The organism is Micromonospora sp. CNZ303 (genome assembly GCF_004345505.1).
Genome location: NZ_SLVT01000002.1, coordinates 508,946 through 535,653 on the forward strand (window position 1 = coordinate 508,946; position 26,708 = coordinate 535,653).

23 protein-coding genes are annotated in these 26,708 nt (G+C 73.6%); 6 read left to right on the top strand and 17 right to left on the bottom strand.

What is annotated here, in order from left to right; all coding sequences use genetic code 11:
• From ccsB to hemL, 6 genes are all read right to left on the bottom strand, one after another.
• Positions 1 to 978: a c-type cytochrome biogenesis protein CcsB gene (ccsB, locus tag EV374_RS05680; RefSeq protein ID WP_132232210.1), complete on the bottom strand. Its 978-nt coding sequence runs from the start codon at positions 976 to 978 to the stop codon at positions 1 to 3.
• Positions 978 to 2,642 carry a cytochrome c biogenesis protein ResB gene (resB, locus tag EV374_RS05685; protein WP_132232212.1) on the bottom strand — a complete coding sequence of 555 codons (1,665 nt, stop codon included), beginning with the start codon at positions 2,640 to 2,642 and terminating at the stop codon, positions 978 to 980. The genes ccsB and resB overlap by 1 nt, the downstream gene beginning before the upstream one ends.
• Positions 2,642 to 3,511: a sulfite exporter TauE/SafE family protein gene (locus tag EV374_RS05690; protein WP_132232214.1), complete on the bottom strand. Its 870-nt coding sequence runs from the start codon at positions 3,509 to 3,511 to the stop codon at positions 2,642 to 2,644. The genes resB and EV374_RS05690 overlap by 1 nt, the downstream gene beginning before the upstream one ends.
• Positions 3,511 to 4,086, bottom strand: a complete 576-nt coding sequence (locus EV374_RS05695; RefSeq protein ID WP_132232216.1) for a TlpA disulfide reductase family protein — start codon at positions 4,084 to 4,086, stop codon at positions 3,511 to 3,513. The genes EV374_RS05690 and EV374_RS05695 overlap by 1 nt, the downstream gene beginning before the upstream one ends.
• Positions 4,086 to 4,733 (bottom strand): histidine phosphatase family protein, encoded by a 648-nt coding sequence (locus EV374_RS05700; RefSeq protein ID WP_132232218.1) that lies wholly within the window; start codon positions 4,731 to 4,733, stop codon positions 4,086 to 4,088. Before EV374_RS05700 ends, EV374_RS05695 begins: the two co-directional genes overlap by 1 nt.
• Before the next feature lie 64 nt (positions 4,734 to 4,797).
• Positions 4,798 to 6,135, bottom strand: coding sequence for a glutamate-1-semialdehyde 2,1-aminomutase (hemL, locus tag EV374_RS05705; protein ID WP_132232220.1), 1,338 nt, complete (start codon positions 6,133 to 6,135; stop codon positions 4,798 to 4,800).
• 212 nt (positions 6,136 to 6,347) lie between these two features.
• On the opposite strand from hemL, the gene EV374_RS05710 reads away from it, so the two are divergent.
• Complete coding sequence (locus EV374_RS05710) at positions 6,348 to 6,683, top strand: STAS domain-containing protein (protein ID WP_121397135.1); 336 nt, start codon at positions 6,348 to 6,350, stop codon at positions 6,681 to 6,683.
• A gap of 123 nt (positions 6,684 to 6,806) precedes the next feature.
• On the opposite strand, the gene EV374_RS05715 is transcribed toward EV374_RS05710, so the two are convergent.
• A complete protein-coding gene (locus EV374_RS05715) occupies positions 6,807 to 7,361 on the bottom strand; it encodes a response regulator (protein ID WP_132232222.1) in 555 nt (184 codons plus the stop codon).
• Positions 7,358 to 11,725, bottom strand: coding sequence for a HAMP domain-containing protein (locus EV374_RS05720; protein ID WP_132232224.1), 4,368 nt, complete (start codon positions 11,723 to 11,725; stop codon positions 7,358 to 7,360). The genes EV374_RS05715 and EV374_RS05720 overlap by 4 nt, the downstream gene beginning before the upstream one ends.
• Positions 11,726 to 12,002: 277 nt before the next feature.
• Here EV374_RS05720 and EV374_RS05725 point away from each other — a divergent pair, with 277 nt between their 5' ends.
• Both EV374_RS05725 and EV374_RS05730 read left to right on the top strand, forming a co-directional pair.
• On the top strand, positions 12,003 to 14,078 hold the full coding sequence (locus EV374_RS05725; RefSeq protein ID WP_132232226.1) for a SpoIIE family protein phosphatase: 2,076 nt from the start codon (positions 12,003 to 12,005) through the stop codon (positions 14,076 to 14,078).
• Between the two features lie 276 nt (positions 14,079 to 14,354).
• On the top strand, positions 14,355 to 14,669 hold the full coding sequence (locus EV374_RS05730) for a hypothetical protein (protein WP_132232228.1): 315 nt from the start codon (positions 14,355 to 14,357) through the stop codon (positions 14,667 to 14,669).
• A gap of 64 nt (positions 14,670 to 14,733) precedes the next feature.
• On the opposite strand, the gene EV374_RS05735 is transcribed toward EV374_RS05730, so the two are convergent.
• A complete protein-coding gene (locus EV374_RS05735) occupies positions 14,734 to 16,083 on the bottom strand; it encodes an FAD-binding oxidoreductase (RefSeq protein WP_132232230.1) in 1,350 nt (449 codons plus the stop codon).
• A 90-nt stretch (positions 16,084 to 16,173) separates the two neighbouring features.
• Between EV374_RS05735 and EV374_RS05740 the strand changes: the two genes are divergently transcribed.
• Positions 16,174 to 18,270, top strand: coding sequence for a S9 family peptidase (locus tag EV374_RS05740; protein WP_132232232.1), 2,097 nt, complete (start codon positions 16,174 to 16,176; stop codon positions 18,268 to 18,270).
• Positions 18,271 to 18,409: 139 nt separating this feature from the next.
• Here EV374_RS05740 and EV374_RS05745 read toward each other — a convergent pair whose 3' ends face one another.
• The 3 genes from EV374_RS05745 to EV374_RS05755 are packed head-to-tail and all read right to left on the bottom strand — an operon-like array spanning position 18,410 to position 20,404.
• Positions 18,410 to 19,351 (bottom strand): threonine/serine dehydratase family protein, encoded by a 942-nt coding sequence (locus EV374_RS05745; protein WP_132232234.1) that lies wholly within the window; start codon positions 19,349 to 19,351, stop codon positions 18,410 to 18,412.
• 29 nt (positions 19,352 to 19,380) lie between these two features.
• Positions 19,381 to 19,818 carry a VOC family protein gene (locus EV374_RS05750; RefSeq protein ID WP_132232236.1) on the bottom strand — a complete coding sequence of 146 codons (438 nt, stop codon included), beginning with the start codon at positions 19,816 to 19,818 and terminating at the stop codon, positions 19,381 to 19,383.
• 1 nt (position 19,819) lies between these two features.
• Positions 19,820 to 20,404 (bottom strand): DinB family protein, encoded by a 585-nt coding sequence (locus EV374_RS05755; RefSeq protein WP_132232238.1) that lies wholly within the window; start codon positions 20,402 to 20,404, stop codon positions 19,820 to 19,822.
• Between the two features lie 61 nt (positions 20,405 to 20,465).
• On the opposite strand from EV374_RS05755, the gene EV374_RS05760 reads away from it, so the two are divergent.
• Both EV374_RS05760 and EV374_RS05765 read left to right on the top strand, forming a co-directional pair.
• Complete coding sequence (locus EV374_RS05760; RefSeq protein ID WP_207913907.1) at positions 20,466 to 21,425, top strand: helix-turn-helix transcriptional regulator; 960 nt, start codon at positions 20,466 to 20,468, stop codon at positions 21,423 to 21,425.
• A 62-nt stretch (positions 21,426 to 21,487) separates the two neighbouring features.
• Entirely contained in the window at positions 21,488 to 21,676 is a 189-nt protein-coding gene (locus EV374_RS05765; RefSeq protein WP_132232240.1) for a hypothetical protein, read from the top strand.
• 25 nt (positions 21,677 to 21,701) lie between these two features.
• Here the strand turns inward: EV374_RS05765 and EV374_RS05770 are convergent, their stop codons facing one another.
• The 5 genes from EV374_RS05770 to EV374_RS05790 all read right to left on the bottom strand — a co-directional run bounded on the left by EV374_RS05770 (position 21,702) and on the right by EV374_RS05790 (position 26,707).
• Positions 21,702 to 23,225 (bottom strand): FtsX-like permease family protein, encoded by a 1,524-nt coding sequence (locus EV374_RS05770; RefSeq protein WP_132232242.1) that lies wholly within the window; start codon positions 23,223 to 23,225, stop codon positions 21,702 to 21,704.
• Positions 23,222 to 23,923 carry an ABC transporter ATP-binding protein gene (locus tag EV374_RS05775; RefSeq protein WP_132232244.1) on the bottom strand — a complete coding sequence of 234 codons (702 nt, stop codon included), beginning with the start codon at positions 23,921 to 23,923 and terminating at the stop codon, positions 23,222 to 23,224. The genes EV374_RS05770 and EV374_RS05775 overlap by 4 nt, the downstream gene beginning before the upstream one ends.
• Positions 23,920 to 24,456 (bottom strand): PadR family transcriptional regulator, encoded by a 537-nt coding sequence (locus tag EV374_RS05780; RefSeq protein WP_132232246.1) that lies wholly within the window; start codon positions 24,454 to 24,456, stop codon positions 23,920 to 23,922. Before EV374_RS05780 ends, EV374_RS05775 begins: the two co-directional genes overlap by 4 nt.
• A gap of 84 nt (positions 24,457 to 24,540) precedes the next feature.
• Positions 24,541 to 25,116 carry a TIGR03086 family metal-binding protein gene (locus tag EV374_RS05785; protein ID WP_132232248.1) on the bottom strand — a complete coding sequence of 192 codons (576 nt, stop codon included), beginning with the start codon at positions 25,114 to 25,116 and terminating at the stop codon, positions 24,541 to 24,543.
• A 52-nt stretch (positions 25,117 to 25,168) separates the two neighbouring features.
• Positions 25,169 to 26,707 carry a SpoIIE family protein phosphatase gene (locus EV374_RS05790; RefSeq protein ID WP_132232250.1) on the bottom strand — a complete coding sequence of 513 codons (1,539 nt, stop codon included), beginning with the start codon at positions 26,705 to 26,707 and terminating at the stop codon, positions 25,169 to 25,171.
• Between the last annotated feature and the right edge of the window lies 1 nt (position 26,708).

Below are 26,708 nucleotides of genomic sequence, written 5' to 3' on the forward strand. Positions count from 1 at the left end.
TCAGTCCAGGCCGCCGTAGGAGTGCAGGCCCTCGAAGAAGATGTTCACGCCGAAGAGGTTCATCAGCATGGTGAGGAAGCCGACGACGGCGAGCCAGGTCGCGACGTTCCGCTTCACGCTCGGGGTGGCCCGGGCGTGCAGGTAACCGGCGTAGATGACCCAGGAGATGAACGACCAGGTCTCCTTGGGGTCCCAGCCCCACGGCCGCCCCCAGGCCGCCTCGGCCCAGATCGCCCCGGCGATCACCGCGAAGGTGAAGACCGGGAACGCGAAGGCGTGCAGCACGAAGGTCAGCCGCTCCAGCGCCGCCGCCGCCGGCAGCCGCTTCGCCAGGGTGTACGGGAAGCTGCGCCGACCCTGCTCGTAGCCGGAGCGCATCAGGAACGCCACCGCCGGCACCGCGCCCAGCAGGAAGATGCCGGAGGCGAAGACGATCGTCGAGACGTGGATGACGAACCAGTACGAGTTGAGCGCCGGCACCAGCGGCACGATCGGGGTGTAGAGCACCAGCTCGGCGGTCGCCACCAGCAGCACCATCACCAACGACATGAACAGCCCGAGGCGGCGCAGCTGCGGCCGCTTCCAGAGCACCACCAGCCAGGCGGCGACCCCGATCCAGGTGCCCGTGAGCACGAACTCGTACATGTTGCCCCAGGGCATCCGGTCGGCGGCGAGACCGCGCGTGACCAGCGCCCCGAGGTGCAGCAGCGCCCCGAGTGCGGTCGCCGCGACGGCGACCAGGCCGCCCAGCCGGGCGCGTCGGGCCGTACGCTCGGCCGCCGCCGCGCCGGTGTCGGCGGGCGCGTCGGGGGTGCTGCCCCCGGCCGCGCCGACGCCGGCGCCGACCAGCTCGCGGGCGGGTGCCGCGGCGACCCGGGCGCGGGAGTTGCCCAGCGCGTACTCGACGGCGTGGCTGATCATCGCGATCAGGTACGCCAGGATCGCGAACGACACCAGCTGGTCGGAGAGTGCGGACATCACTCGGCTCCTTCTCGCGCTCCGGCCCGGTCGCCGCCGTCGCGGTCGACACCGGCCTCCTCGTCCGACCGCCCGTCGCCGCCGACGGCGGCCACGAGCTGCGCGAACTCGTCGGCGAACCCGGGATGGTCGGTGCGCGGCAGGCCACCGGCCTCGACCAAACTACTACCGCTCGTCGGAGATCCACTCGTGGGGTCGGCGGCACCGGCCGGCAGCACCCGGAAGAAGACCCGGCGACGCCGCCCGAACAGCGAGCCCATCAGCCCGACCAGCAGGACGGCGGAGCTGACCAGCAGCAGCGTCGAGCCGGGGTCGTACCGGACCGACAGCGTGATGTACGGCACGGTGCCCAGGAACTCGAGCGTGGTGCCGTCGTCCAGCTTCCAGGTCTCGCCCTTGCGGAGCAGCTTGGTGCCGACCTCCTTGACCTTGCCGGCATCCACCTGCCGCTGGTCCAGCTTGTAGACCGAGCCGGGGATGCCGGCGTCCATGCCCAGGTTGCCCCGGTAGGCGACGAGGTTCAGCGCGGGGTTGCGCTCCGTGGGGTACTCGGAGCGGGCGAACGGCGCGGCGGCCGGCGCCGTCGGCAGGTAGAGACCGGAGAAGGCCATCTGCGTGTCCGCGTCCCGCTCGCCCGTGGCCGGATCCACGTTGATGTCCGGGAACGCCGCCAGCCCTTCGCTGGTCATGCCGATGTCGCCGGTCGTCAGGAACGGGAAATTGCTGGTCTGGCTCTTGCCGAACCGGTCGGTGTAGCGGATCACCGGGGCGTAGCCGTGGCCGAGCAGGTAGACGTTCGCGCCGTCGAGACGCAGCGGCGAGTTGACCGAGAAGTTGGCCGCCCGTCGCTCGCCGTCGGCCTCGTCCACGGTCACCTTGGCGTCGAAGAACTCCGGCTGGCCGGACTCCAGGAACCGGGCGTCGAAGTCGTCGAGCTGGATGCAGAAGCCCGGCAGGTCGGCGCTGCTGACGCGGGGGCCGAGCTTGCTCTCGGCGTACTGCTGGCGGGTGTTGCAGAACGCGTTGTCCTTGCCGGCCACCAGCAGCTTGTTGCCGCTCCAGCCGTACCAGGAGCCGAGCGCGACGCCGACCAGCACGAGCACCAACGAGCTGTGGAAGAGCAGGTTGCCGGTCTCCTTGAGGTAGCCCTTCTCGGCGGAGACCTCGTCGCCGCGCACCACCACCCGCCAGCGCCGCCGGCGCAGCACCTCCGCGATCGCCGCCGCGCCCCCCTCGGGCGCGGACAGCACGGTGTGCTGCGGCAGCCGGTCCAGCCGCCTCGGCGCGGCCGGTGGCTTCGACCGCAGCGCCCGTACGTGGTCGCGCAGCCGGGGCGTGATGCAGCCGATCAGCGAGGTGAAGAGCAGCAGGTAGATCGCGGAGAACCAGACCGAGCCGAACGCCTCGAAGGCCCCGATCCGGTCCAACACCGGGGCCAGGTCGGGGTGCGCGGTGAAGTAGTCCCGCACGTCCTCCGGGTTGACCCCGCGCTGCGGCAGCACCGAGCCGGGAATGGCGGCCACCGCGAGCAGGAAGAGCAGCACCAGGGCCGTACGCATGCTGGTGAGCTGCCGCCACGAGTTGCGCAGCAGGGCCAGCAGGCGGTTGGGCCGGCGCCGGGGAGCCTCGGCCGGCGGTGCCGGCCGCTCGTCGACGGCGGTCATCAGATGCTCACCTCGCCCACCCCGACGGTGGTCTGCAACCAGATCACGAAGTTCGTCCAGCCGCCGGTGACCAGCGCGAAACCGATCAGGATCAGCAGCGCCCCGCCCACCCGGGTGACCCAGCGGCTGTTGCGCCGGACCGCGCGGAACACCCCGAGCAGCCGTTCGAAGCCCAGCCCGAAGACGACGAACGGTATCCCCAGCCCGAGGCAGTACGCCACGGCGAGCACCGCAGCCCGGTCGGTCTGCCCGCCGACGGCGGCCATGCCGATCACCGCGCCGAGGGTCGGGCCGACGCAGGGCACCCAGCTGAGCGCGAAGACCGCGCCGAAGACCGGCGCGCCGAGCAGCCCGGCGGCGGGCAGCCGCTGGATCCGGAACTCCCGCTGCAACCCCGGGACCAGCCCCACGTAGCTCAGCCCGAGCACGACGATCAGCGCGCCGATGACGATCTCCAGCGTCCGCTCGTACTCGAAGAAGACCCGGCCGACGCTGGCGAAGAGGATCGCGGTGGCGGTGAAGACGACGGTGAAGCCGGCGATGAAGAGCAGCGTGCCGGCGAGCACCCGGCCCTTGACCGCGGCCCTCGTCGGCTCGGCGCGCTCCCGCACCGCCACCCCGCCCTCACCGCCCTCGGTGTGAGGAAGGGCCCCTTCCTCTACCGAATCCGTTAACGGGGGGCCCTTCCTAACCTGCGGGCGGCGGGTTTCGAGGTCGGCGCCGGCGAGGCCGGTGACGTACGACAGGTAGCCCGGCACCAGCGGGAGCACGCACGGGGAGAGGAAGCTGACCAGCCCCGCGAGTGCCGCCGCGCCGATGGCGAGCAGCAGCGGACCCGACTGGGCGAGTTCCGAGAACGTCTCGCCCATCAGCGGGAACCGTTGGGCGCGGGTTTCTCGGCCGCGATCCGCTCGACGATGGGCTGGAGGCCCTCCTGTTTCACCGCGGCGCGGATCACCACGGCGATCCGGCCGTCGCGGTCCAGCACGACGGTGGCCGGGATGGTGTTCGGCGGGATGTCCAGGGCCAGCGCCAGCCGGCTCGGCGGGTCGAAGAGGCTCGGGTAGGTGACCTTGAAGCTCTCCTCGAAGGCGAGCGCCTTGTCCCGCTGGTCCTGGATGTTGATGCCCAGGAAGGTCACCCCGGAGGCCTTCGTGGCCTGGTACGTGTTCTCCAGGTCGTCCGCCTCCGCCCGGCACGGCGCGCACCACGAGCCCCAGAAGTTGACCACCACGACCTGGCCGCGGTCCCTCGCCACGTCGTGGCTGCCGCCGGTGAGCAGCTCACCGGCGAGCTTCGGGGCGGCCGAACGCTGGTCGGGGGCGCACTCGATGATGCCGCCGGAGTTGTCGCACGCCTCCTCGCCGTCGCGCGACGAGCAGCCGGCCAGCGCCATCGTCACGACGGCGGCGAGCAGACCCGTGGTCAACCTCCGGGCGTTCATCAGGCCCCCTTGGCCGTCCTGGCTGTCGGCGACATCGCGATCAGGTGCGCGGCCGGCTCGGAGTAGCCGATGCCGACCACCTTGGCGCCGTCGAAGTGGAAGGAGGTGAGGCTGGCCAGACCGCACTGGCGCTTGCGCGGGTCGTGCCAGAGCCGCTTGCGCTCGACGTGGCGGCGCAGCGTCCAGATCGGCAGTTGGTGGGAGACCAGCACGGCTTCGCGCCCCTCGGCCGCCACCCGGGCGGCGTTCAGGGCGGCGAACATCCGCTCCGCGATGGCCCGGTACGCCTCGCCCCAGGACGGGGTGACCGGGTCCCGCAGCACCCACCAGTTGCGCGGGTCGCGGAACGAGCCGTCGCCGGGCGAGACCTTCTTGCCCTCGAACCAGTTGGCGCTCTCGATGAGCCGCTCGTCCACGCCGACAGGCAGCCCGAACTGCCCGGCGATCGGCTCGGCCGTCTGCTGGGCGCGTTCCAGCGGGCTGGCCACCACGTGCACGACCTCCCGCTCGGCCAGCCCCTGCGCGGCGGCCTTGGCCATCTGCACGCCGAGCTCGGAGAGCCGGAAGCCCGGCAGCCGGCCGTAGAGGATGCCGTCCGGGTTGTGTACCTCGCCGTGCCGCAGCACGTGGACCACCGTCTTGCTCACCGACGTGCCCCTTCCGTTCGCGACTGCGGGGCTCGCAAACCCGGCTCACTCCTCGCGCTCACCGCTACCCCCCGTGACCTGCCGCTGCCGCAGCGTTGGCCGCCACCGGCAGGGCGGCGGCGATCTGCTCCAGAGCGGCGTCGTCCAGCGCCGCAGACACGAACCACGCCTCGAACGCGCTCGGCGGCAGGTAGACGCCGCCCGCGAGCATCGCGTGGAAGAACGCCTTGAACGCCGGCACCTGCTGGGTGCGGGCGCTGTCGTAGTCGACCACGTCGGCGTCGGTGAAGAAGACCGAGAACATGTTTCCCGCGTACGACAGCCGGTGCGGCACCCCGGCGGCGGCGAGCGCGTCCGCGGCGAGCCTGCCCACGACGGCGGCCGTGTCGTCGAGCTTGCGGTAGAGCGCGTCGTCGGCCAGCCGCAGGGTGGCCAGGCCGGCGGCGCAGGCCAGCGGGTTACCGGAGAGGGTGCCGGCCTGGTAGACCGGGCCGGCGGGGGCCAGTCGTTCCATGATCTCCGCGCGCCCGCCGAACGCCGCGGCCGGCAGCCCACCACCCATGACCTTGCCGTACGTCCACAGGTCGGCGTCGGAGGGGTCGAGGCCGTGCCAGCCGGCGCGGGAGACCCGGAACCCGGTCATCACCTCGTCGACGATGAGCAGCGCCCCGTGTGCATGAGCGATCCGGGCGAGCTGGGAGTTGAAGCCGTCGCGCGGGGCGACCACGCCCATGTTGCCGGCGGCGGCCTCGGTGATGATCGCGGCGATGTGCTGACCCTCGGCGGCGAACGCCTGCTCCACGGCGGCGACGTCGTTGTACGGCAGCACGATCGTGTCACCCGCCGCCGCACCGGTCACGCCCGGCGAGTCGGGCAGGCCGAGGGTGGCCACCCCCGAGCCGGCGGCGGCCAGCAGGCCGTCGGAGTGCCCGTGGTAGCAGCCGGAGAACTTGATGATCCGGGGTCGGCCCGTGAAGCCGCGCGCCAGCCGGATCGCCGACATGGTGGCCTCGGTGCCGGAGTTGACCAGCCGGACCTGCTCGACCGGGGTGCGGTCGACGATCTCGGCGGCCAGCTCGACCTCGCCCGGGGTGGGGGTGCCGAAGCTGGTGCCCCGGGTCGCGGCCGACCTGATGGCGTCCACGACCTCGGGGTGCGCGTGGCCGAGAATCAGCGGACCCCAGGAGGAGACCAGGTCGACGTAGCGCCGGTCGTCGGCGTCGTAGAGCCAGGGCCCCTCCCCCCGGACCATGAAGCGCGGCGTGCCGCCGACGGCACGGAACGCGCGCACGGGAGAGTTCACCCCGCCGGGCACGATGGCCTTGGCGCGGTCGAACAGGGCCTCGGAGGCCGGTGCTTCGGCCGGGTAGCGGCCGGATCCGGCGGGAAACATATCGGTCACGATGCCGCCATTGTGTCAGCGTCGGGCGGCGAATCGGCAGGCACCCCGTACCGGGGTTACCAGGCTCACCCGGGTCGGCCCTCACCGCCGTCCCGTCCGCGCCGCGGGGCGTCCCGTTCCCGACCTCCTCGGGAGCGCGGTCGCCGCGCCCGGCCGGCCCGGTCGCCACCGCTCGACAGGCCGGGTGGCCCGGATCGCGCTAGGCTGACCCGGTGGATCGTGCCGAACTGTCCATCACGCTACACCGGACGGGCGACGAAGCTGTGCTTCGCCTGGCCGGTGAGATCGACATGCTCACGGCCGCCCAGCTGTCGACCGTCGTCAACGAGGTCCTCGCCGACCCGCCGCCGCGCATCGTGCTCGACCTCGGCGGGGTCACCTTCTGCGACTCACAGGGCCTGGGCACCCTCGTCGTACTCAGCCGCAAGGCCAGCCACGCGCAGAGCCTGCTGATCCTGACCAACGTCGGCGACTTCCTGCTCCGCGTCCTGGACATCACCGGCCTGCGCAGCGCCCTGATGATCCGCAACGACCAGACCACGGGCTGACTCAACCGCCCGCCCGCTGTGGTGCGGCGCGATCTTGGCGGGTTACGGCCCCTCAGGGGGCCGCCAGCCACCAAGATCGCGCCTGCGCACCTCAGCCCGCCCGGCGCAGTTCCGATGCCGGGGTCAGGGAGTGTTGCCCCAGCGGGCCTGTTCCAGGAGCTGCACCGCGCGGTCGCGGGAATCCTGATCGTCGAGGCGCAGCATGGCGGTGGCCTCGTCGACCGCGTCGTTCAGCACCCGCAGCTGCGCGTCCCGGTCCCGCACCAGATCCGACTGGGCGGCGAGCTGCCGGGTCTTCACCCACAGCTCGACGAAGACCGACACCTTGGCCCGCAGCACCCACGGGTCGAACGGCTTGGTCAGGTAGTCGACCGCGCCGACCGCGTAACCGCGCAGCGCGAGCTGGGCGTCCCGGTCGGCGGCGGTGAGGAAGATGATCGGCACGTGCCGCGTACGCTCGCGGCGCTTGATGTGGCTGGCCGTCTCGAAGCCGTCCATGTCCGGCATCTGGGCGTCCAGCAGGATCACCGCGAAGTCGTCGACCAGCAGTTGCTTCAGGGCCGCCTCGCCGCTCTCCACGGCAACGGACTGGACCGGCAGGCCCTGGAGAATCGCCTCCAGGGCCATCAGGTTCTCCCGGCGGTCGTCCACCAGCAGCGCCTTTGCCATCTGGGTCACGAACTCTCCTCGGTTCGGCTGCCGCTGATCCAGGACGACATGAGTTCGATCAACTCGTCCAGGTCGACGGGCTTGGTGATGTAGTCACTTCCCCCGGCCGCCAGCGCCGACTCTCGGTCGCCGGGCATGGCCTTGGCGGTCAGGAAGACGATCGGCAGGTCGGCGAACCGGTGGTTGCGCCTGATCTGTCGGGTCGTCTCGTACCCGTCCTGATCGGGCATCATCGCATCCATCAGGACGATGTCCACCTCCGGATGCTCGGCCAGCAGGCGGACGCCGTCCGCCCCGTTGTCCGAGTACAACACGGTCAGGCCGTGCAGTTCCAACGCGCTGGTCAGCGCGAAGACGTTCCGGACGTCGTCGTCGACGATCAGCACGGTGGTGCCCTCCAGCCGCCGGGTGGCCGGCGTGGAGGCCGGCTCGGGCAGCTCCGGCGGGGGCATGAGCAGCGAGGACGGCAGCCCGGCCCGCGCCGGTGACGGCGGCAGCGGCGCGACCACCGCGTCCGGCGCGAGCACGTCCGGTACGAAGAGGGTGAACGTCGAGCCCTGTCCGGGCGCCGACGCCACCACGATGCTGCCGCCCAGCAGCCGGGCCAGGTCCCGGCTGATCGACAGCCCCAGCCCCGTACCGCCGTAGCGACGGCTGGTGGTGCCGTCGGCCTGCTGGAACGCCTCGAAGATCAGCGACAGCTTGTCGTCGGAGATGCCGATGCCGGTGTCGACCACGGTGAACGCGATGACCTGCTGGGCGTTGGTCAGGGCCGGCACGTCGAAGACCGCGTTGTCGGGCGCCGGCGCGATCCGCAGCGTCACCGCCCCGTTGTCGGTGAACTTGACCGCGTTGGAGAGCAGGTTGCGCAGGATCTGCTGGAGTCGCTGGGCGTCGGTGACCAGCGCCTCCGGCAGGTCCTTGCTGATCCGTACCTGGAAGTCCAGGCCCTTCTCCTCGGCCTGCGGCGCGAACGCCTGCTCCACGTACCCGCGGATCTCGTCGAACCGGACGGCGGTGGGCTCGACGTCCATCCGCCCCGCCTCGATCTTGGACAGGTCCAGGATGTCGTCGATCAGCGACAGCAGGTCGGAGCCGGCGCCGTGGATCGTCCGGGCGAACTCGATCTGCTTCGGCGTGAGGTTCTGCTCCGAGTTCTCGGCCAGCAGCCGGGCCAGCAGCAGCAGCGAGTTCAGCGGCGTACGCAGCTCGTGGCTCATGTTGGCCAGGAACTCCGACTTGTACGCCGACGCCCGCGTGAGCTGCTGGGCCTTCTCCTCCAGGCCGAGGCGGGCAAGCTCGATCTCCCGGTTCTTCGTCTCGATGTTGCCCTTCTGCTCCGAGAGCAGCTGCGCCTTGTCCTCCAGCTCGGCGTTGGTGCGCTGGAGTTCCGCCGACTGCTCCTGCATCTCGTGGGCGAGCCGCTGCGACTGCGCGAGCAGTTCCTCCGTACGCCGGTTGGCCTGGATGGTGTTGACGGCGACTCCGGTGGTGAGCACGAGCCGCTCCAGGAACGACAGGTGCAGCTCGGAGAAGGCCGCCACGCTGGCGAACTCGATGACCCCGAGCAACTCGCCCTCGAAGAGCACGGGCAGTACGACCAGGTCGGCCGGCGGGGTCTCGGCGAGCCCGGAGCGGAGCATCAGCTTGCTGTCCGGCACCCCGCCCATCCGGATGGTGCGGCGGGACAGGGCGGCCTGCCCGACCAGCCCCTCGCCGGGGCCGAAGGTGACCTCGTGTCCCCGGGCGACGTAGCCGTAGGAGGCGGTCAACCGCAGCCGCATCACGCCCTCGGACGTGTCCGCCAGGAAGAACGCGCCGAGCTGCGCGTCGACCAGCGGGGTCACCTCCATCATGATCATGCGGCAGACCTCGCCGAGGTCGCGCTGCCCCTGGAGGAGGCCGCCGATCCGGGCCAGGTTCGAGTCGAGCCAGCCCTGCTCGGCGTTCTTCTTGGTCGTCTCCCGGAGGGTGACGATCATCTGGTTGATGTTGTCCTTCAGCTCGGCGACCTCACCCTGCGCCTTGACCGCGATCCGCTGGGTCAGGTCGCCCCGGGTCACCGAGGTGGAGACCTGCGCGATGGCGCGCAGCTGGGTGGTGAGGGTCGAGGCGAGCTGGTTGACGTTCTCGGTGAGGTCGCGCCACGTGCCGGAGACGCCCTTGACCTGGGCCTGACCGCCGAGCTTGCCCTCGCTGCCCACCTCGCGCGCGACGCGGGTGACCTCGTCGGCGAAGGACGAGAGCTGGTCGACCATCGTGTTGACCGTCGACTTCAGCTCCAGGATCTCGCCCTGGGCGTCGACCGTGATCTTCTGGGACAGGTCGCCCTTCGCCACGGCCGTGGTGACCGAGGCGATGTTGCGCACCTGCGACGTCAGGTTCGACGCCATCGAGTTCACGTTGTCGGTCAGGTCCCGCCACGTACCCGAGACGCCCTTGACCTGGGCCTGGCCGCCGAGCTTGCCCTCCGTGCCCACCTCGCGCGCGACCCGCGTCACCTCGTCGGCGAACGACGAGAGCTGGTCCACCATCGTGTTCACCGTCGACTTCAGCTCCAGGATCTCGCCCCGGGCGTCCACGGTGATCTTCTGCGACAGGTCACCCTTCGCCACCGCCGTGGAGACCTGGGCGATGTTGCGCACCTGGGCGGTGAGGTTCGAGGCCATCGAGTTCACGTTGTCGGTCAGGTCCCGCCACGTGCCGGCGACGCCCCGCACCTGGGCCTGGCCGCCGAGCTTGCCCTCCGTGCCCACCTCGCGGGCCACCCGCGTCACCTCGTCGGCGAACGACGACAGCTGGTCCACCATCGTGTTCACCGTCGACTTCAGCTCCAGGATCTCGCCCCGGGCGTCCACGGTGATCTTCTGCGACAGGTCGCCCTTCGCCACCGCCGTGGTGACCGAGGCGATGTTGCGCACCTGCGACGTCAGGTTCGACGCCATCGAGTTCACGTTGTCGGTCAGGTCCCGCCACGTACCCGAAACGCCCTTGACCTGGGCCTGGCCGCCCAGCTTGCCCTCCGTGCCCACCTCGCGGGCGACCCGCGTCACCTCGTCGGCGAACGACGACAGCTGGTCCACCATCGTGTTGACGGTGTTCTTCAGCTCCAGGATCTCGCCCTGGGCGTCGACCGTGATCTTCTGCGACAGGTCGCCCTTCGCCACGGCGGTGGAGACCTGGGAGATGTTGCGCACCTGGCTGGTCAGGTTGCCGGCGAGCTGGTTGACGTTCTCGGTGAGATCCCGCCAGGTGCCGGAGACACCGCGCACCTGGGCCTGGCCGCCCAGCTTGCCCTCGATGCCCACCTCGCGCGCGACGCGCGTCACCTCGTCGGCGAACGACGACAGCTGGTCCACCATCGTGTTGACGGTGTCCTTCAGCTCCAGGATCTCGCCCTGCGCCGCCACGGTGATCTTCTGCGACAGGTCGCCCCGGGCCACCGCCGTGGAGACCTGGGCGATGTTGCGGACCTGGGCGGTCAGGTTCGACGCCATCGAGTTGACGCTGTCGGTCAGGTCCTTCCACGTGCCGGCCACGTTCGGCACGTCGGCCTGCCCGCCGAGCTTGCCCTCGGTGCCCACCTCGCGGGCCACCCGGGTCACCTGCTCGGCGAAGAGCCGCAGGGTGTCGGTGAGGTAGTTCATCGTGTCGGCCAGCTCGGCGACCTCGCCGCGCGCGCTGACCGTGATCTTCTGCGACAGGTCGCCCTTGGCCACCGCCGTCGCCACCTGGGAGATCGACCGGACCTGGCCGGTCAGGTTCGACGCCATGGTGTTCACCGAGTCGGTGAGGTCCTTCCAGGTGCCGGCGACGCCGCGCACGTCGGCCTGGCCGCCGAGCTTGCCCTCGGTGCCCACCTCCCGGGCGACCCGGGTGACCTCGTTCGAGAAGGACGAGAGCTGGTCGACCATCGTGTTGACCGTGCGGCCGATGCGCAGGTACTCACCGCGCAGCGGCCGGCCGTCGATCTCCAGCGCCATGTGCTGGGAGAGGTCGCCGTCGGCGACCGCGACGATGACCCGGGCGATCTCGGTGGTCGGCCGGCCCAGGTCGTCGATCAGCGAGTTGACCGCCCGCTGCCCCTCCGCCCAGGAGCCGTCCAGCCCCTCGTCGTCCAGGCGCTCGGTGAGCCGGCCGTCCCGGCCGACGATCCGGCTGATCCGCCGCAGGTCGAGGTACTGCTGCTCCTGGAGCGACACGACCTCGTTGAAGGCGTCCGCGACCTCGCCGGCGCGGCCGGCCCGGCGGGGCAGCCGCACCTTCAGGTCGCCCCCGCGCACCCGCCGCAGCGCCTCGGTCAGCTCGCCGAGGAGCGCCTCGTGGTCGGGCGCGGACTGGTCCACGGTCGCCGACTGTTTCGTGGTCATCATTCCTCGCTCAGCTCGGGGCCACCGGCTCCTGCCGACACCGGCCATGCCCCCATTGTGCCCGTGGCCCCGTCCGCGCCACGCCCACGCGCCCGACCCCGCCCCCGGGCCCCCGCCCCCCCGACGTCGATCATGCAGTTGTGGTGCCTGACGTATCGGGTCGAAAGCCATCGATCGCCCACCACAAGTGCATGATCGACGAGGTGGGAGGGCGGGGGCCGGGGGCGCGCGTACGGGGATCGGCTTGGCACCCGCACGGGTGGCGGTGGAGGATACGGGGGTGTCAGCGGAGACGGGGCCCGCGGCGACCGGGGGCCGAGACGAGCACGTCCGGCGCGTCCGGCTCCCCGCAGACCGGCGTACGCCGGCCGCCGCGCGGGCCCTCGTGCGGTCCGTCCTCACCGAGGCCCACCTGGACCAACTGGCCAACGAGGCCATGCTGCTCACCACCGAACTCTCCACCAACGCGGTGGAGCACGCCCGCACCGAACTGGACGTCGAGGTGGTCGCCGACCCGGTCGGGATCACCGTCACCGTGTCCGATTTCGCCGCCGGCCCGGTCGAGGAGCTGACCGTCGGGGTCCGCAACGACGCCACCGACATCGACGAGGTCTCCGAGCGCGGCCGGGGGTTGCTGCTGGTCGACCACTTCGCCAGCCGCTGGGGCACGACCTACCTGCCCACCGGCAAGGGGGTGTGGTTCCGGCTGGACCTGCCCGGCCCGGCCACGGGCACCCGGCACGCGCGGGTACCCGGCGCGGCGACCGCGGGAGGCGGCGCACCGGCGACCCCGGAGAGCTCCGCGCCGAGCGCCGGGGCCATGAGCGAGCTGATGCAGACCACCCCCGACCCGTACGCGGAGGATCCGCTGCCCGACTTCGCGACCAGCCTGCTCACCCGGGTGGCGGAGATGGTCGGCGCGGCGGGCGGGGTCGTGCGGCTGGACCGGGGGGACGGGCAGGGCACCCAGGTGCTGGCCCGGTACGGCCGCCAGCCCCGGCCCGGCAACGAGCTGCTCCGGGTGGCGCTGGCCGTGCACCGGCCGTACACCGGTGAACTGGTGCTGGACGCGGCACCGTCGGCGTACGCGCGACCGCTGGCTGTGCTGATGGCCGAGCGGCTCTCGCTGCACCTGGAGAACGACCGGCTGCGCCGGGCGGACGTCCGCCGGCAGGCCTGGCTGACCTTCCTCGCCGAGGCCAGCGAGCTGCTCGCGCAGTCGCTGGACGTCGAGTTGACCATGGCGCTCGTCCCCCAGCTCGTGGTGCCCCGGCTCGGGCAGTGGTGCGCGGTCCACACGACCGACGAGTGGGGCCGGCTCCGCCTCGCGGCGGCCAGCCACGCCGACGAGTCGGTGCTGCCCCAGCTGCACCAGGTGCTCGCGGAGACCGGCCCGGACTCGGTCCAGGCCCGGCTGCGCGAGGCGTCCCGCAACGGCACCCAGATGCCGCTCGGCGCGCCGATGGAGGGCTTCGCCGTCCCGTTGATCGCGCGGGGCCAGCGGCTGGGCACCCTGGCCGTCGGCCGGCACCAGCGGCACCGGCACGACCCGGACGAGGTCGCGGTGCTGGAGGACGTCGCCCGGCGGGCGGCGCTGGCGATCGAGAACGCCCGGATCCACGCCGAGCGCCGGCGCGTCGCGCACACCCTCCAGCAGTCGCTGCTGCCGCCGGTGCTGCCCGTGGTCGAGAGCATCGGCTTCGCCGCCGAGTACGTCCCGACCGGCGGTGACGTCGACGTCGGCGGCGACTTCTACGACGTGGTGCCCCTGCCGGACGGCCGCTGGCTGGTGGTGATCGGCGACGTATCGGGCAAGGGGGTGCAGGCGGCGACGGTCACCGGCCTGGTCCGCGACGTCATCCGCGTGCTGGTGGGCGACGGCAAGCCGCTGCCGGAGGCGCTGGCACGGGTCAACGAGACGCTGCTCGAGCGGGGCGGCGGGCGCTACTGCACGCTGGCCCTGGCGGCGGTCGGCCCCGGCGACGGCGACCGGCTCGACGTCTCCCTGCACCTCGCCGGCCACGACCGGCCGGTGCTGCTGCCCGCCGGCGGCGGCGCGCGTTTCGTCGGCATCGGTGGCACCGCGCTCGGCCTGCTCGACTCGATCGCCTCCCCGACGGCCGAGGTGCCGCTCGCCCCGGGGGACTCGCTGGTCTTCTACACCGACGGGGTCACCGAGCGGCGGCGCGGCCGGGAGCTGTTCGGCACCGATCGGCTGCGCGACGCCGCCGCCCCGCTGGCCGGCTACCCGGCCGACGTGATCGCGGCCCGGCTCCGCTCGACGGCGATCGGCTTCTCGGCCGAGGCGCCCCGCGACGACATCGCCATCCTGGTGCTCCGCAACGACGCGACCTGAGCAGCGGCGGCCGGGCCGGCACGGGTCGCCGCACCGTCGACGCGAGCTGCCGGCACGCCGCGATCGGGCCGGACTATCGCTGCGGCGGGCACCGGTGCGGACGGCCGGTCGAGCAGGCGGACCGGCCGGCGCCACCGGACGAGTTGTCTAGGCTGACCGCATGTCGACACCGTCGATGCGCCCGCCGAGCGACCGCCGCTGCTGCGCAGCACCGTCGCCGCCCAGTCGGCGCTCACCGCCGCCTTCGTCGTCGTCCTCGCGCTCTGGGTCGGCCGGATGGCCGCCGCCGGGGTCGGCCCCGAGGAGATGCGCAGCGGGGCGTACGACCCGAAGGACCTGGTGCCGTTCGGCCTGAGCGGAGCGAACCCCCTCACCTGGCTGTACGGCGCGGTGTCGCTGCTCTACCTCGCCGGCCTGGTCGCCGGGCCGCTGCTGGCGGTCCACGCCGTGGTCCTGCTGGCCCGGGACCGGTCGGCCATGTCCCGCCGCACGTGGCGGGTGCTGCTCGCCCTGACCCTGGGCGCGGTGGTCGTGGCCGCGAGCCGTTTCACGCCGGTCGGCGCCGACCTGCACCGCTGGTGGATGGACTGAGTCGCACGCGACCCCGGCCGCGCCGCCCTCCCGCTCCGCTCGCGCCGGCAGCTGGCCGGAGCGGTCAGAGGCCGCCCGGGAGGCGGCCCGGGGCGAGGCGGCGGTGGGGATCGATGTGCTCCTTGGCCGCGCGCAGCCGGGCCAGCCCGGCCAGCTCGCCCCAGAGGTCGACGGCCCGTCGGACGGCCGCCGGCGCGGAGACCACCACGCACCGGCCCTGCCGGGCGAGGAGCACGCCGCGGACGGCGGCCAGGATCGACGCCACCCGGTCGGGGGACATGGCAGCGGGCAGGGCCGCGTGCACCACGCCGAGGCCAGCGGAGCCGCGCACCGGGACGGGGCCGCCGGCGGCGTCCCGCAGCGCGTAGACGGCGGCGTGCAGGTCGGCGATCGGCACCTCGATGCGCAGCGCCGTGTCGCCCGGGCCGAACGGATAACGCCGCCACCACTCGGGCGCGACATGGCTGGCGGCCGTGCCCGGGCCGAGGAGCGCGACGAGCCGGTCGGCGCGCTCGGCGACGTCGGCCGGGCCGCCCTCCAGCAGCACCACCAGGCGACCGGCGCCGGCCGGGCCGCCGCGGACGCGCCCCGCCATGGACGGGTGCGCGGCCATCGCGGCGGCCCGGCTGCCCTGGCGCGGCCGGGGTCCCGCGCCGGCCGGCAGGTCCAGCTCGACCGCCGCCGGGTCGAGGCGCGCGGCGAGCACGGTGCGGACCAGGTCGTGCACCTCCAGCGGGGTCCACACCGGCCGGCTGACCCAGATCCGGCCGGCCGGGACGGCCTGCACCCGCAGGGTCGCGGAGACCAGCACGCCGAGCGCCCCCTGCGAGCCGCAGAGCAGCCGAGCCAACTCCAGCCCGGCCGCGCCGCCCCCGGCGTCGACGAGCTCGCCGTCGGCGTCGAGGTAGCGCACCCGGACGAGCTGGTCGCAGGGGCTGCCGTGGCGGTGCCGCAGCGGTCCCGCCTCACCGGCGGCGAGCACGCCGCCGAGGGTGGCCCCGGGCGAGGGGGCGTCGAGCGCCAGGCGCTGCCCGGTGCGGTCCAGAGTGGCCTGCACCGCGCGCAGCGGGGTGCCCGCCCCGACCTCGGTCGTGGGCGCGCCGACCGGCTCGTGCCCGATCCCGGCGAGCCGGCCGGTGTCGAGCATGATGTCGACCCGGTCGGGGGCGGCGCCCCAGTCGATCTTCGTGCCGGCGCCGCGCGGCACCACCGTCAGGTCGTGCCGGGCGGCGAGCCGCAGCACCTCGGCCGCCGCGCGCGGACCGCCCGGGACGGCCACCCAGCGGGCCGGGCGGCCGGCCACCTCGTCGGCGGGGCCGGCGAAGCGGGCGAACGGCGGGCCGCAGATCTCCGTCAACCGCCGCGTGATGTCGAGGGCTCCGGGCCGGTCGGTGGAACTCGCTGCAGCCGCCATGCCGGCCATCGTACACATGTTCGAAAGATGGGGCGGCGGGTCGCCGACGAGGCCGCGCGTCGGGCGGCGCGTGGCCGGTAACGTGACGCCGTGACCAAGGAGACCCCCGTGCCCACGGCGAAGCGGGTGCCCAGCGAGCGCACCCACCACGGCGACACCGTCGTCGACGAGTACGCCTGGCTCACCGCCAAGGACGACCCGGAGACGATCGCCTACCTGACCGCCGAGAACGCGTACACCGAGGCCCGGACGGCGCACCTCGAAGGGCTGCGCGCCGACCTGTTCGAGGAGATCCGCCGGCGCACCCAGGAGACCGACCTGTCGGTGCCCGGCCGCAAGGGCGGCTACTGGTACTACACCAGGACGGTCGAGGGCCAGCAGTACGGCGTGCAGTGCCGCCGGGCGGTCCGCGACGGCGAGACCGAGCCACCGGTCAGCGCGGACGGCGCCCCGCTCGACGGCGAGGAGGTGCTGCTCGACGGCAACCTGCTCGCCGAGGGGCACGACTTCTTCGCGCTCGGCGCGTTCGACGTCAGCCCGGACGGACGGTGGCTGGCCTACTCCACGGACTTCTCCGGCGACGAGCGGTTCACGCTGCGGGTCAAGGACCTGTCCACCGGCGAGCTGCTGCCCGACGAGGTGCCCGACACGTTCTACGGCACCGCCTGGTCCACCGACGCCTCCGTGCTGTTCTACGTGACGGTGGACGAGACGTGGCGCCCCAACCGGGTCTGGCGGCACACCCTGGGCACGGCGTCCACCGAGGACGTGGTGGTCTACCAGGAGGACGACGAGCGGTTCTGGGTCGGCGTGGAGCTGAGCCGATCGGAGCGGTTCGTCCTCATCGACGTGCACAGCAAGATCACCAGCGAGGTGCTGGTCATCCCCGCCGGCAACCCGACCGGCGCCCCGGCTTCCGTGGCGCCCCGGCGGCAGGGCGTCGAATACACCGTCGAGCACCACGGGCACCGCTTCCTGATCCTGCACAACGACGGCGCGGAGGACTTCGCGCTGGCGTACACCTCGGCGGACGCGCCCGGCGACTGGGTGCCGCTCATCGAGCACTCGCCCGGCACCCGGCTGGAGGCCGTCGACGCCTTCGCCGACCACCTGGTCGTCTCGCTGCGCACCAACGGGCTGACCGGGCTGCGGGTGCTGCCCGTCGGCGGCGGCGACGCCTTCGACATCGACTTCCCGGAGCCGCTCTACAGCGTCGGCCTGCACGACAACCCGGAGTACCGCACCGGGCAGATCCGGCTCCGCTACGCCTCGCTGGTCACCCCCGACTCGGTCTACGACTACGACCTGGTCACCCGGCAGATGGTGCTGCGCCGGCAGAAGCCGGTGAAGCCCGGGCCGGACGGGCGGGCGTACGACCCGGCCGACTACGAGCAGCACCGCGACTGGGCGCTCGCCGACGACGGGACCCGGGTGCCGGTCTCGCTGGTCTGCCGGGCCGGTACGCCGAAGGACGGCTCCGCCCCCTGCGTCATCTACGGCTACGGCTCGTACGAGGCGAGCATGGACCCGTGGTTCTCCGTCGCCCGGCTCTCCCTGCTGGACCGGGGCGTCATCTTCGCCGTCGCGCACACCCGGGGCGGCGGCGAGCTGGGCCGCAGCTGGTACGACCAGGGCAAGCTGCTGGCCAAGAAGAACACGTTCACCGACTTCGTGGCCTGCGCCCGGCACCTGGTCAAGGCGGGCTGGACGACCAGCGACCGGCTCGTGGCCCGGGGCGCCTCGGCCGGCGGGCTGCTGATGGGCGCGGTCGCCAACATCGCCCCGGACGCGTTCGCCGGGATCGTCGCGCAGGTGCCCTTCGTGGACGCGCTCACCTCGATCCTCGACCCGTCGCTGCCGCTGACCGTCACCGAGTGGGAGGAGTGGGGCAACCCGCTGGCCGACCCGGAGGTCTACGCGTACATGAAGTCCTACACGCCGTACGAGAACGTGCGGGCGGTGGACTATCCGGCGATCCTCGCGGTGACCAGCCTCAACGACACCCGGGTGCTCTACCACGAGCCGGCGAAGTGGATCGCCCGGCTGCGGGCGGTCGCCCCGCAGGGCGACTACCTGCTGAAGACCGAGATGGGCGCCGGCCACGGCGGCCCCAGCGGCCGTTACGACTCCTGGCGCGAGGAGGCGTTCGTCAACGCCTGGATCCTCGACCGCCTCGGCCGCGCCTGACCTGCCTGTCAGGAAGGGCACCTTCTTAACGGATTCTGCATAGGAAGGTGCCCTTCCCAACGCCTCAGCGCAGCGCGCCCGGCGCCCGCTCAGCGCAGCACGCCCGGCGCCCGCTCAGCGCAGCGCGCCCGGCGCCCGCTCAGCGCAGGGCGCCCGCCAGTACCGCCGGGTCGACGTTGCCGCCGGTGACCACGGCGACCGTACGGCCGGGCGGCAGCTCGGCGGCGCGGAACAGCCGGGCGGCCACCGCCACCGCGCCGCTCGGCTCCACGACCAGGCGGGCGTCGGTGACCAGCCGGCCCATGGCGGCGCGGATCTCCTCCTCGGTCACCGTGACGATGCGGTCGAGCCGGGCCCGCAGGTGGGCGAGGGTCAGCTCGGACGGGGGCAGGCGCAGCCCGTCGGCCATCGTCCGGTAGGTGCGCTCCTCGCCCCACACCACCACCGACCCGGTCGCCAGCGACTCCCGCGCGTCGGCGGCGAGTTCCGGCTCGACGCCGATCACCGTCGCCGCCGGACGCAGCGCCGTGACCGCCGTGGCGACGCCGGAGGAGAGCCCACCGCCGCCCACCGGCACCAGCACCACGTCGACGTCGGGCAGGTCCTCGACGATCTCCAGCCCGACCGTGCCCTGCCCGGCGATGACGCGCCGGTCGTCGAAGGGGGGCACCAGCACCGCACCCGTCGTCGCGGCGATCCGCTCCGCCTCCGGCCCGCGTTGCGGCGGCGGCACCAGCAGCACCTCGACGCCCAGCGCCCGGATCCGGTCCACCTTCGCCGCCGGGGCGCCCTCGGGCACCACGATCCGGCACGGCACGCCGGCCGCGCGGGCCGCGTACGCCAGGGCCAGGCCGTGGTTGCCGGAGGAGTGGGTGACCACGCCGCGCGCCCGCTCCTCGGGCGTCAGCCGGGCGACCGCGTGGGTCGCGCCGCGCAGCTTGAAGGACCCCACCGGTTGCAGGCTCTCCGGCTTGAGCCACAGCTCCGGATCCCACCCGGTGCGCAGCAGCGGGGTACGCAGCACGGTGCCCGCGATGTCGGCGGCGGCGTTCCGGATGTCGTCGATCGAGACCAGATCCATCGGCCCATCCTGCCCGATCGCGCGGCCGATCAGTCGAGGCAGAACTCGTTGCCCTCGGGATCTGCCATCACGATGTGGCCGGCGCCGAGCGGGGGTTCGGGCTCGTGGCGCCGCAGCCGGGTGGCGCCCAGGGACACGAGCCGCTCGGCCTCCGCCTCCAGGGCCGCCATCCGCGCGTCACCCTCCAGCCCGGGGGCGGCCCGCACGTCGAGGTGTACGCGGTTCTTGGCCTGCTTCCCCTCCGGTACGCGTTGGAAGAACAGCCGCGGCCGGGCGCCCTCGGGGTCGACCAGCCCCGAGGCGTCGTTGCGGTTCTCGGGCGGCACACCCATCGCCTCCAGCGCCTGCTCCCACGACTCGAAGCCCCCGGGCGGGGCCTGCAACCGGTAGCCGAGGACATCGGCCCAGAACGCCGCCAACCCGGCCGGGTCGGCGCAGTCGAAAGTGATCTGGACGTCGCGCACCATCTCAGCTCGCCTCCTGTCGGGTCTGCCCATGAGTGTGCAGGTGGAGGTCGCGCAGCAGGCACACTTCGGACAGATGGTGGATCATCTCGCGGTTGATGTGCAGCACCAGCTCCGCCAGGGAACGCTCGGCGTACGGCCCCTCGGCCTCCCCGCAGCGCCGGGCGAGGCCGCTCTCGCCGAGGGACTCGACCCCGGCCTGCCAGGCGGCGTACTCCGTGTCGAGCTGGTCGAGCGCCTCGGTCGCGGTCGCGGCGTACTCGAACGACTCGTAGTCGGTGGGCACGCGACCGAAGTGCGTGGCGTTGCCCATCGCGAGCACGCCGACGATCACGTGCCCGAGTCGCCAGGCGATCGTCGTGAACGGTGCCGGGTCGGGTATCGGCATCGCGAAGTCGATGGTCATCGCGCCGGCCCCCGCCTGAAGCGGCGCGGTACCGGCGCCGCGCGGGCGCACGTTCCAACAGCCGGGTGCCGGCTCCCAGAAGTACTCGTCGTCGGTGAGGCCGTCGAGGCGGTCGCGCAACTGGTTGGCCCAGTGCCAGGCGAGCTGGTCACGGAGCAGGGGGTTCCAGGTCTGGTCGGTCATGGGCCCAGCCTCCCGTGGATAGCGGACAGGATCGTTCCGTTATCCGTGAAACGATGAGCCGGTGACAGTGGAAGCGACGACCGAGCGGGTGCTGCGCCTGCTGGCGCTGTTGCAGCGGCGGCCGTCCTGGACCGCCACCGAGCTGGCCGCCGAGCTGGGGGTCACCGACCGCTGCGTACGCCGCGACGTGGAGCGGCTGCGCGCGATCGGCTACCCCGTGCACGCGACGGCGGGCGTCGGCGGCGGCTACCAGCTCGGCGCGGGCACCCGGCTGCCGCCGCTGCTCCTCGACGACGAGGAGGCGATCGCGACGGCGGTCTCCCTGCGGCTGGCCTCGGGAGGCACGGTCGCCGGGGCGGGCGAGGCGGCCCTGCGGGCCCTCACGAAGCTCGACCAGGTGATGCCGGCCCGGCTGCGCGCCGAGGTGCGGGCGGTGCACGGCGCCACCGCGACCCTCGTCGGTCCCGGGGTCGAGATCGACGGGGAGCTGCTGGTGACGCTCGCGCGGGCCTGCCGCGACGCCGTGCGGGTCCGGTTCCGGTACGCCGGCCGCGACGGCGGGGAGCACGAGCGCACGGTCGAGCCGGTGCGGATGGTCACGACCGGCCGCCGCTGGTACCTCATGGCCTGGGACGTCGACCGCGCCGACTGGCGCACCTTCCGGCTGGACCGGATGCGCGAGGTGACGGCGACGACCTGGCGCTTCCACGCGAGGGAGCATCCGGATCCGGTCGCCTACGTGCAGCGGTCCGTGACCGGGGCGCCGTACCGCTATCTCGCCCGGGTGCGGGTGCGCGCCCACCCCGACCAGGTGCGGAAGCTGGTGCCGCCCCAGGTGGGGCGCGTCGAGGACGATCGCGACGGGTGGTGCGTACTCGCCATCGGTGGGGACGACCTGGACTGGCTGGCCATGCACGCGGCCCGGCTGGGCTTCGAGGCGGAGGTGCTGGAGCCTCCGGAGCTGCGGGAGTCCGTCGTCCTGCTCGCCCGCCGCCTCGCGGCGATGGCCGGCACCGGCTGACCCGCCCTTCGCCGCACGGCGATGGCCGGCACCGGCCGACCCGCAGCACCTAGACTGCCCGGGTGACCGGGGCCGGCGAAGTGGACGACGACGAGCCGACCGGGGGCGTACCGGCGTCGGGGTGGCGGGCGGCGGCGCGCGACCGGCGCGTCTGGGCGATCCTCGCGGTGGTCGCGTTCCTGCTGGTCTGCTGCTGCTCCGCCGCCGCCGGGACGCTGCTCGCGCTCTCGGCCGGCCTGTTCGCCGCCTGACGCGGCACGGGGGCCGTCCCCCGGCTCAGGTCACCCGCAGTTCCTCGACGGCCGTGCTCGCGCGCAGGAAGAGCAGGCCGACGCCGACCGTCGCCAGCACCCCCGCCAGCGCGCCGGCCCCGAGCAGGGCCAGCTGTTCCAGCGGTACGTCGGGCGGCACGGTCACGTCCGGCATCGCCACGACCCGGGTGTGGCGCGCCCGGGTGGCGGGGTCGGCGCAGAGCTGGGCGGTGGCGTCGCAGACCTCGTCGTAGTGGCGGGCGGTCGGCGTGCGGAAGAGCCCCCGGGCCAGCAGCAGGCCCACGGCGAGCGCGACGGCCACCGCCGGCACGGCGGGGGCCAGCGACTGCCAGGCGATGGACCGGCCGAGCGTGGGCCGGGGCACCCCGGTCGCCACCAGGGCCGCGTAGGCGCGCCGCCGGGCGGTGATCCCCTCCACCATCGCGACGACCAGCCCACCGGCGGCGACCAGCATGGCCACCGCCACCGCCAGGTCCACCAGGTCCATGGTCCGCAGGTAGAAGCCGTCGCCGCCGGCCAGTCCGCCGCCGGTCCGCCGGCTCAGCTCGCCCGCCGCGACGAAGTACTCCCGCAGCCCGGCCGCGCCCGCGCCGAGGAGCACCGCCGCCAGCAGGGCGGCGAAGGTGCGGCTGCCCGCCCACGGGTCGGCCGTCAACCGGCGGGCGGCGAGCAGCGCGGCCGGCCCCCGGGCGTAGCGGTGCAGCATCCGCCCGGCCGTCCAGGAGATCCAGCCGGTGCCGACGACCACCCCGACCATCGCGGCCAGCCCGCCGCTGACCAGCAGCGCCGGCACCAGCCACGACGGCGGGTCGGTGGCGCGCCGGTCGTAGAGGCGGGTGACCGGTTCGACGGCGACGAAGGCGGCCAGCCCGGCGCCGATGAGGACGCCCGCCCAGGGTCGGGGGCCGCGTTCCCGGCGGTGCGTACGCAGCACGCCGAACGGGGTCGTGCTCACCCGGCGCAGCATCAGCGCGGTGGCCAGCGCCGCCACGACCGGCAGCCCCGCCAGCACCGCCACCAGCACGCCGGGGGTGGGCAGCACGTCGGTGGGGAGGACGAGCCGGCCCCGGGCGTCGGGCCGGTCGAGCAGCTCCCGGCCGACGAAGTGGACCGACGCGCCGGCCAGTGTGCCGAGCAGGCTCGCCAGGCCGGCCTCCAGCACGGCGATCCGGGTCACCTGGCCGGGGGTGGCGCCGGCCAGCCGGAACGCGGCCAGCCGGCGGTCCCGCGCCGGCGCGCCGAGCCGGGCGCACTGCCCGGCCAACGCCAGCACGGGAATCATGAGCAACAGCAGGGCGAAGGCCGTGCCGCCGCGCAGCCCCGGCTCGACGAGCAGCTGGTTGGCGTACTGGTGGGACCAACGGCTGCCGTTGTCGTCGGTGGCGGGCGGGGTGGGGATGGCCAGCACGGTGAACGCGGCGAGGGCGACGAGGGTGGCCAGGCCGGCGCTGAGCGCGGTCAGCGCCACCCGGACGGTGTCGGTGCGGGTGCCGGCCAGGGCGAGGCGTACCAGCGTCGACGGTCTCACCGGCGGCTGCCCGGCAGCGGGGTGTCGAGGCCCAGCCCGGTGTGGTCGACCATGCCGTCGCGGAGGATGACCTCGCGGTCGGCGTACGCGGCGATCTGCGGCTCGTGGGTGACCAGGACGACCGTGGTCCGCTGCTCGCGGGCGAGCCGGACGAGTTGGACGAGCACCTGCTCGCCGGTGAGCGTGTCCAGCGCGCCGGTCGGCTCGTCGGCGAAGAGCACCCGGGGCTCGGTGACCAGCGCCCGTGCCATCGCGCAGCGCTGCTGCTGCCCGCCGGACATCTCGCCCGGCCGGACGTCGGCCAGGTCGGCCACGCCGAGCCGCTCCATCCAGGACAGCGCAGCCGTCCGCGCCTCCCGCCGCCGGGTGCCGGCCAGGAGCAGCGGAAGGGCGACGTTCTCGGCGGCGGTCAGTTCGGCGACGAGCTGGCCGAACTGGAAGAGCACCCCGAACTCGGTGCGCCGCAGCCTGGACCGTGCCGCCTCGGACCAGGTGTCGATCCGGTGCCCGTTCCAGCTCACCTCGCCGGCGTCCGGACGCAGGATGCCGGCGAGGCAGTGCAGGAGGGTGGACTTGCCGCAGCCGCTCGGGCCGGTGACGGCGACGATCTCCCCCTCGGCGACATCGACGGTGACGCCGCGCAGCGCGGGTGTCCGCCCGTATGCCTTGACCACGCCGCGAGCCTGAAGTTGCGTCACGAGTGCACCTCCCGGTGCCAGTCGGCGACGCGGCCCAGGGTGGTCTGCAACCACCGCAGGTCGGCGTCGAGATGGGCGATGGCGAAGTCGGCCGCGACGATGTCGTCGAGGCTGGCCGAGGGCGCCGTCTTCACCGCGGTCAGCTCGCGCAGCCGCTCGGTGTGGGCCTGTCGTTGGGCGACGAGGTAGGCACGGGCCCGGTCCGCGTCGGCCACCAGCAGCGCCACGACCACCTTGGCGAAGAGCGTGCTGGCGACGTACGGCATCGGTGGCTCGACCTCGGCGAGCCACCGCTGGAGCGCGGCCCGGCCGTCGGCGGTCAGCGAGTACGCGGTGCGGTCGGGACCGCCCTCGCGTTCCTGCCCGGCGGGTGCCACCAGGCCGTCCCGCTGCAACCGGCCGAGGGTCGAGTAGACCTGCCCGAAGGCCAGCGGCCTGGCGCGGGGCAGGCGCTCGTCGTGGGCGCGCTTCAGCTCGTAGCCGTGCCGGTTGCCGGCGGCCAGCAGGCCCAGCAACACGTGCGGTGTGGACACCGCGTCACTATTCACCCGGTGAATAGCGACTGTCAAGGAGGCCCGCGCGGCGGAGGTGCCGCGCGGGCCTGTGGCGCTTCGAGGTCAGGCGCCCGCCGACCAGCCCGGGTCCCGGCCGGTCAGGGCGAGCAGACGGTCGATCTCGGGGGCGTCCGACGACGACGTCCCCACCGGCGCCGCGAAGACGCCCTGTTCCCGGGCCGCCGGCCCCATCTGCTCGCACAGGGCGTGCAGCGGGGGCAGCGCCTCCGGCGCGGGGCGGTACGGCTGCCCGGTGGCGACGGCCAGGTCCCAGGCGTGCACCGTCAGGTCGAGCAGCACCATGGTGCCGACCGTCTCCTGCGGCAGCCCCATCCCGGGCGAGACCCCCTCCAGCGCGGCCGGATCCGACCACGCCTCGACCAGTTTCGCGGTCTCCGCCTCGAACCGGTCCCGCCAGCCCTCGGCCAGGTGGTCGGGCTTCTCCGCCCACTCCGGCTGCCCCCTGCCGGCGAGGGCCTGGAAGTTGACCACCACGTCGTAGAGGTGGTTGAGCAGGTCGCGCACGGCGTAGTCGCTGCACGGGGTCGGCAGGTCCAGTTGGTCGTCCGAGACGCCCCGGACCACCGCGACGGCACGGGGCGCCGCGGCTGCGAGCAGATCACCAGTCTTCGTGGCCATGCGCTCAGGGTACGAGGGTGGCCCGGACGTCGCCGCCCCGCGCGGGGCCGGCTCAGTTGCGGCGCAGGGCCACCACGGCGACGTCGTCGTGGATCTCCGGCGGAGCCAGCTCGACCAGGAGCCGCTCGCAGAACCGGTCCAGGTCGTCGTCGACCCGGGTGGCGGCCACGGCCAGGGCGGCCAGCCCGTCGTCGATGGTGGTGTCCCGCCGCTCGATCAGCCCGTCGGTGTAGAACACCAGCGTCGCCCCGGCCGGCAGCACGAACTCCAGGTCGGGCGGCCGGGGCGCGCGGACCCCGAGCAGCGGGGCCGAGTGCTGCACGAACTCCACCTTGCCGTCGAGGCTGAGCGCCGGCGGCAGGTGCCCGGCGCTGGCCATCCGCACCCGGCCGCTGGGCGGGTGCAGCAGCAGCACGCAGATCGTCGCCAGCTCGTCGGGGAGCAGGGTGCGCATGAGTTCGTTGACCCGGTGCAGGATCTCGCCCGGCTGGTGCCCCTCCACCGCGTACGCCCGCACCGCGTGCCGCAGCTCGGCCATCACCGTGGCGGCGTGCAGCGAGTGACCGGCCACGTCGCCGATCGCCAGCAGCAGGTGGCCGTCGAGCATCACCAGCTCGTAGAAGTCGCCCCCCACCTCGGTCTGCGCGCTCGCCGGCTCGTAGCGCACGGCCAGGTCGAGCCCGTTGACCTGCGGTATCCTGCGCGGCAGCAGGCTGCGCTGGAGGGTGACCGCGATGCGGTGCTCCTCGTCGAAGGAGCGCTGCGCCTCCACGGCCGCCGCGACGGCCTGGGCGAGCTGCCGCAGCACGGGGGTGTGGGCGGTCTGCGTGGCGGTGGGCACGACGACGTAGAGCGGCGCCCGGTCCTCGCGCAGTCGGGCGGCGACCACCGTGACCGTGTCGTCCGCCGGCCACCCGACCAGGCCCCAGGAGGCCGGATCGTCCACCCGGACCGTCGTCCCGGTCGGCACCCCGGTGTCGTCGACGATCCACGGGACGATCGTGGCCGTGCCGTCGGGGCCGTCCGCGATCCCCGCGAGGCAGTCGCCCTCGAACGTCTCGGCGACCACGGCGGCCGGGCTCCTGAAGATCCGCGCGGCGCCGGCCGCCGCCGCCTCCAGCAGCCGCGCGAAGTTCGGCGCGGAATGCACCGCCATGGTGGTGTCGGCCAGGCCGAGGAGCCGTTCGGCGAGCAGTTCCGCGCGCTGCCGGGCCCGGTAGTAGCGCAACACCGCGTGGGAGGTGGCGACCAGTTCCTCCGGCTCGATCGGCTCCGCCAGGTACGCGTCCGCACCCCGGGTGAGCCCCTGCGCCCGGTCCACCACGTCCACCGCGTGCGCGGACACATGGATCACCGGCATCGCCGGGTGCGCCGCCTTGATCCGCTCGCAGACCTCGAAGCCGTTCAGGTCGGGCAGCCGCACGTCGAGCACCACGAGGTCGATCGGGTCCACCCCGACCCGGGCCAGCGCCTCGGCGCCGTTCTCGGCCTCCAGCACCGCGAAGCCCGCCCGGGAGAGCCAGCTCACCAGCAGATAGCGCTTGGTGGGGCTGTCGTCGACCACCAGTACCGTCGCCGGACCGCCCTCCACG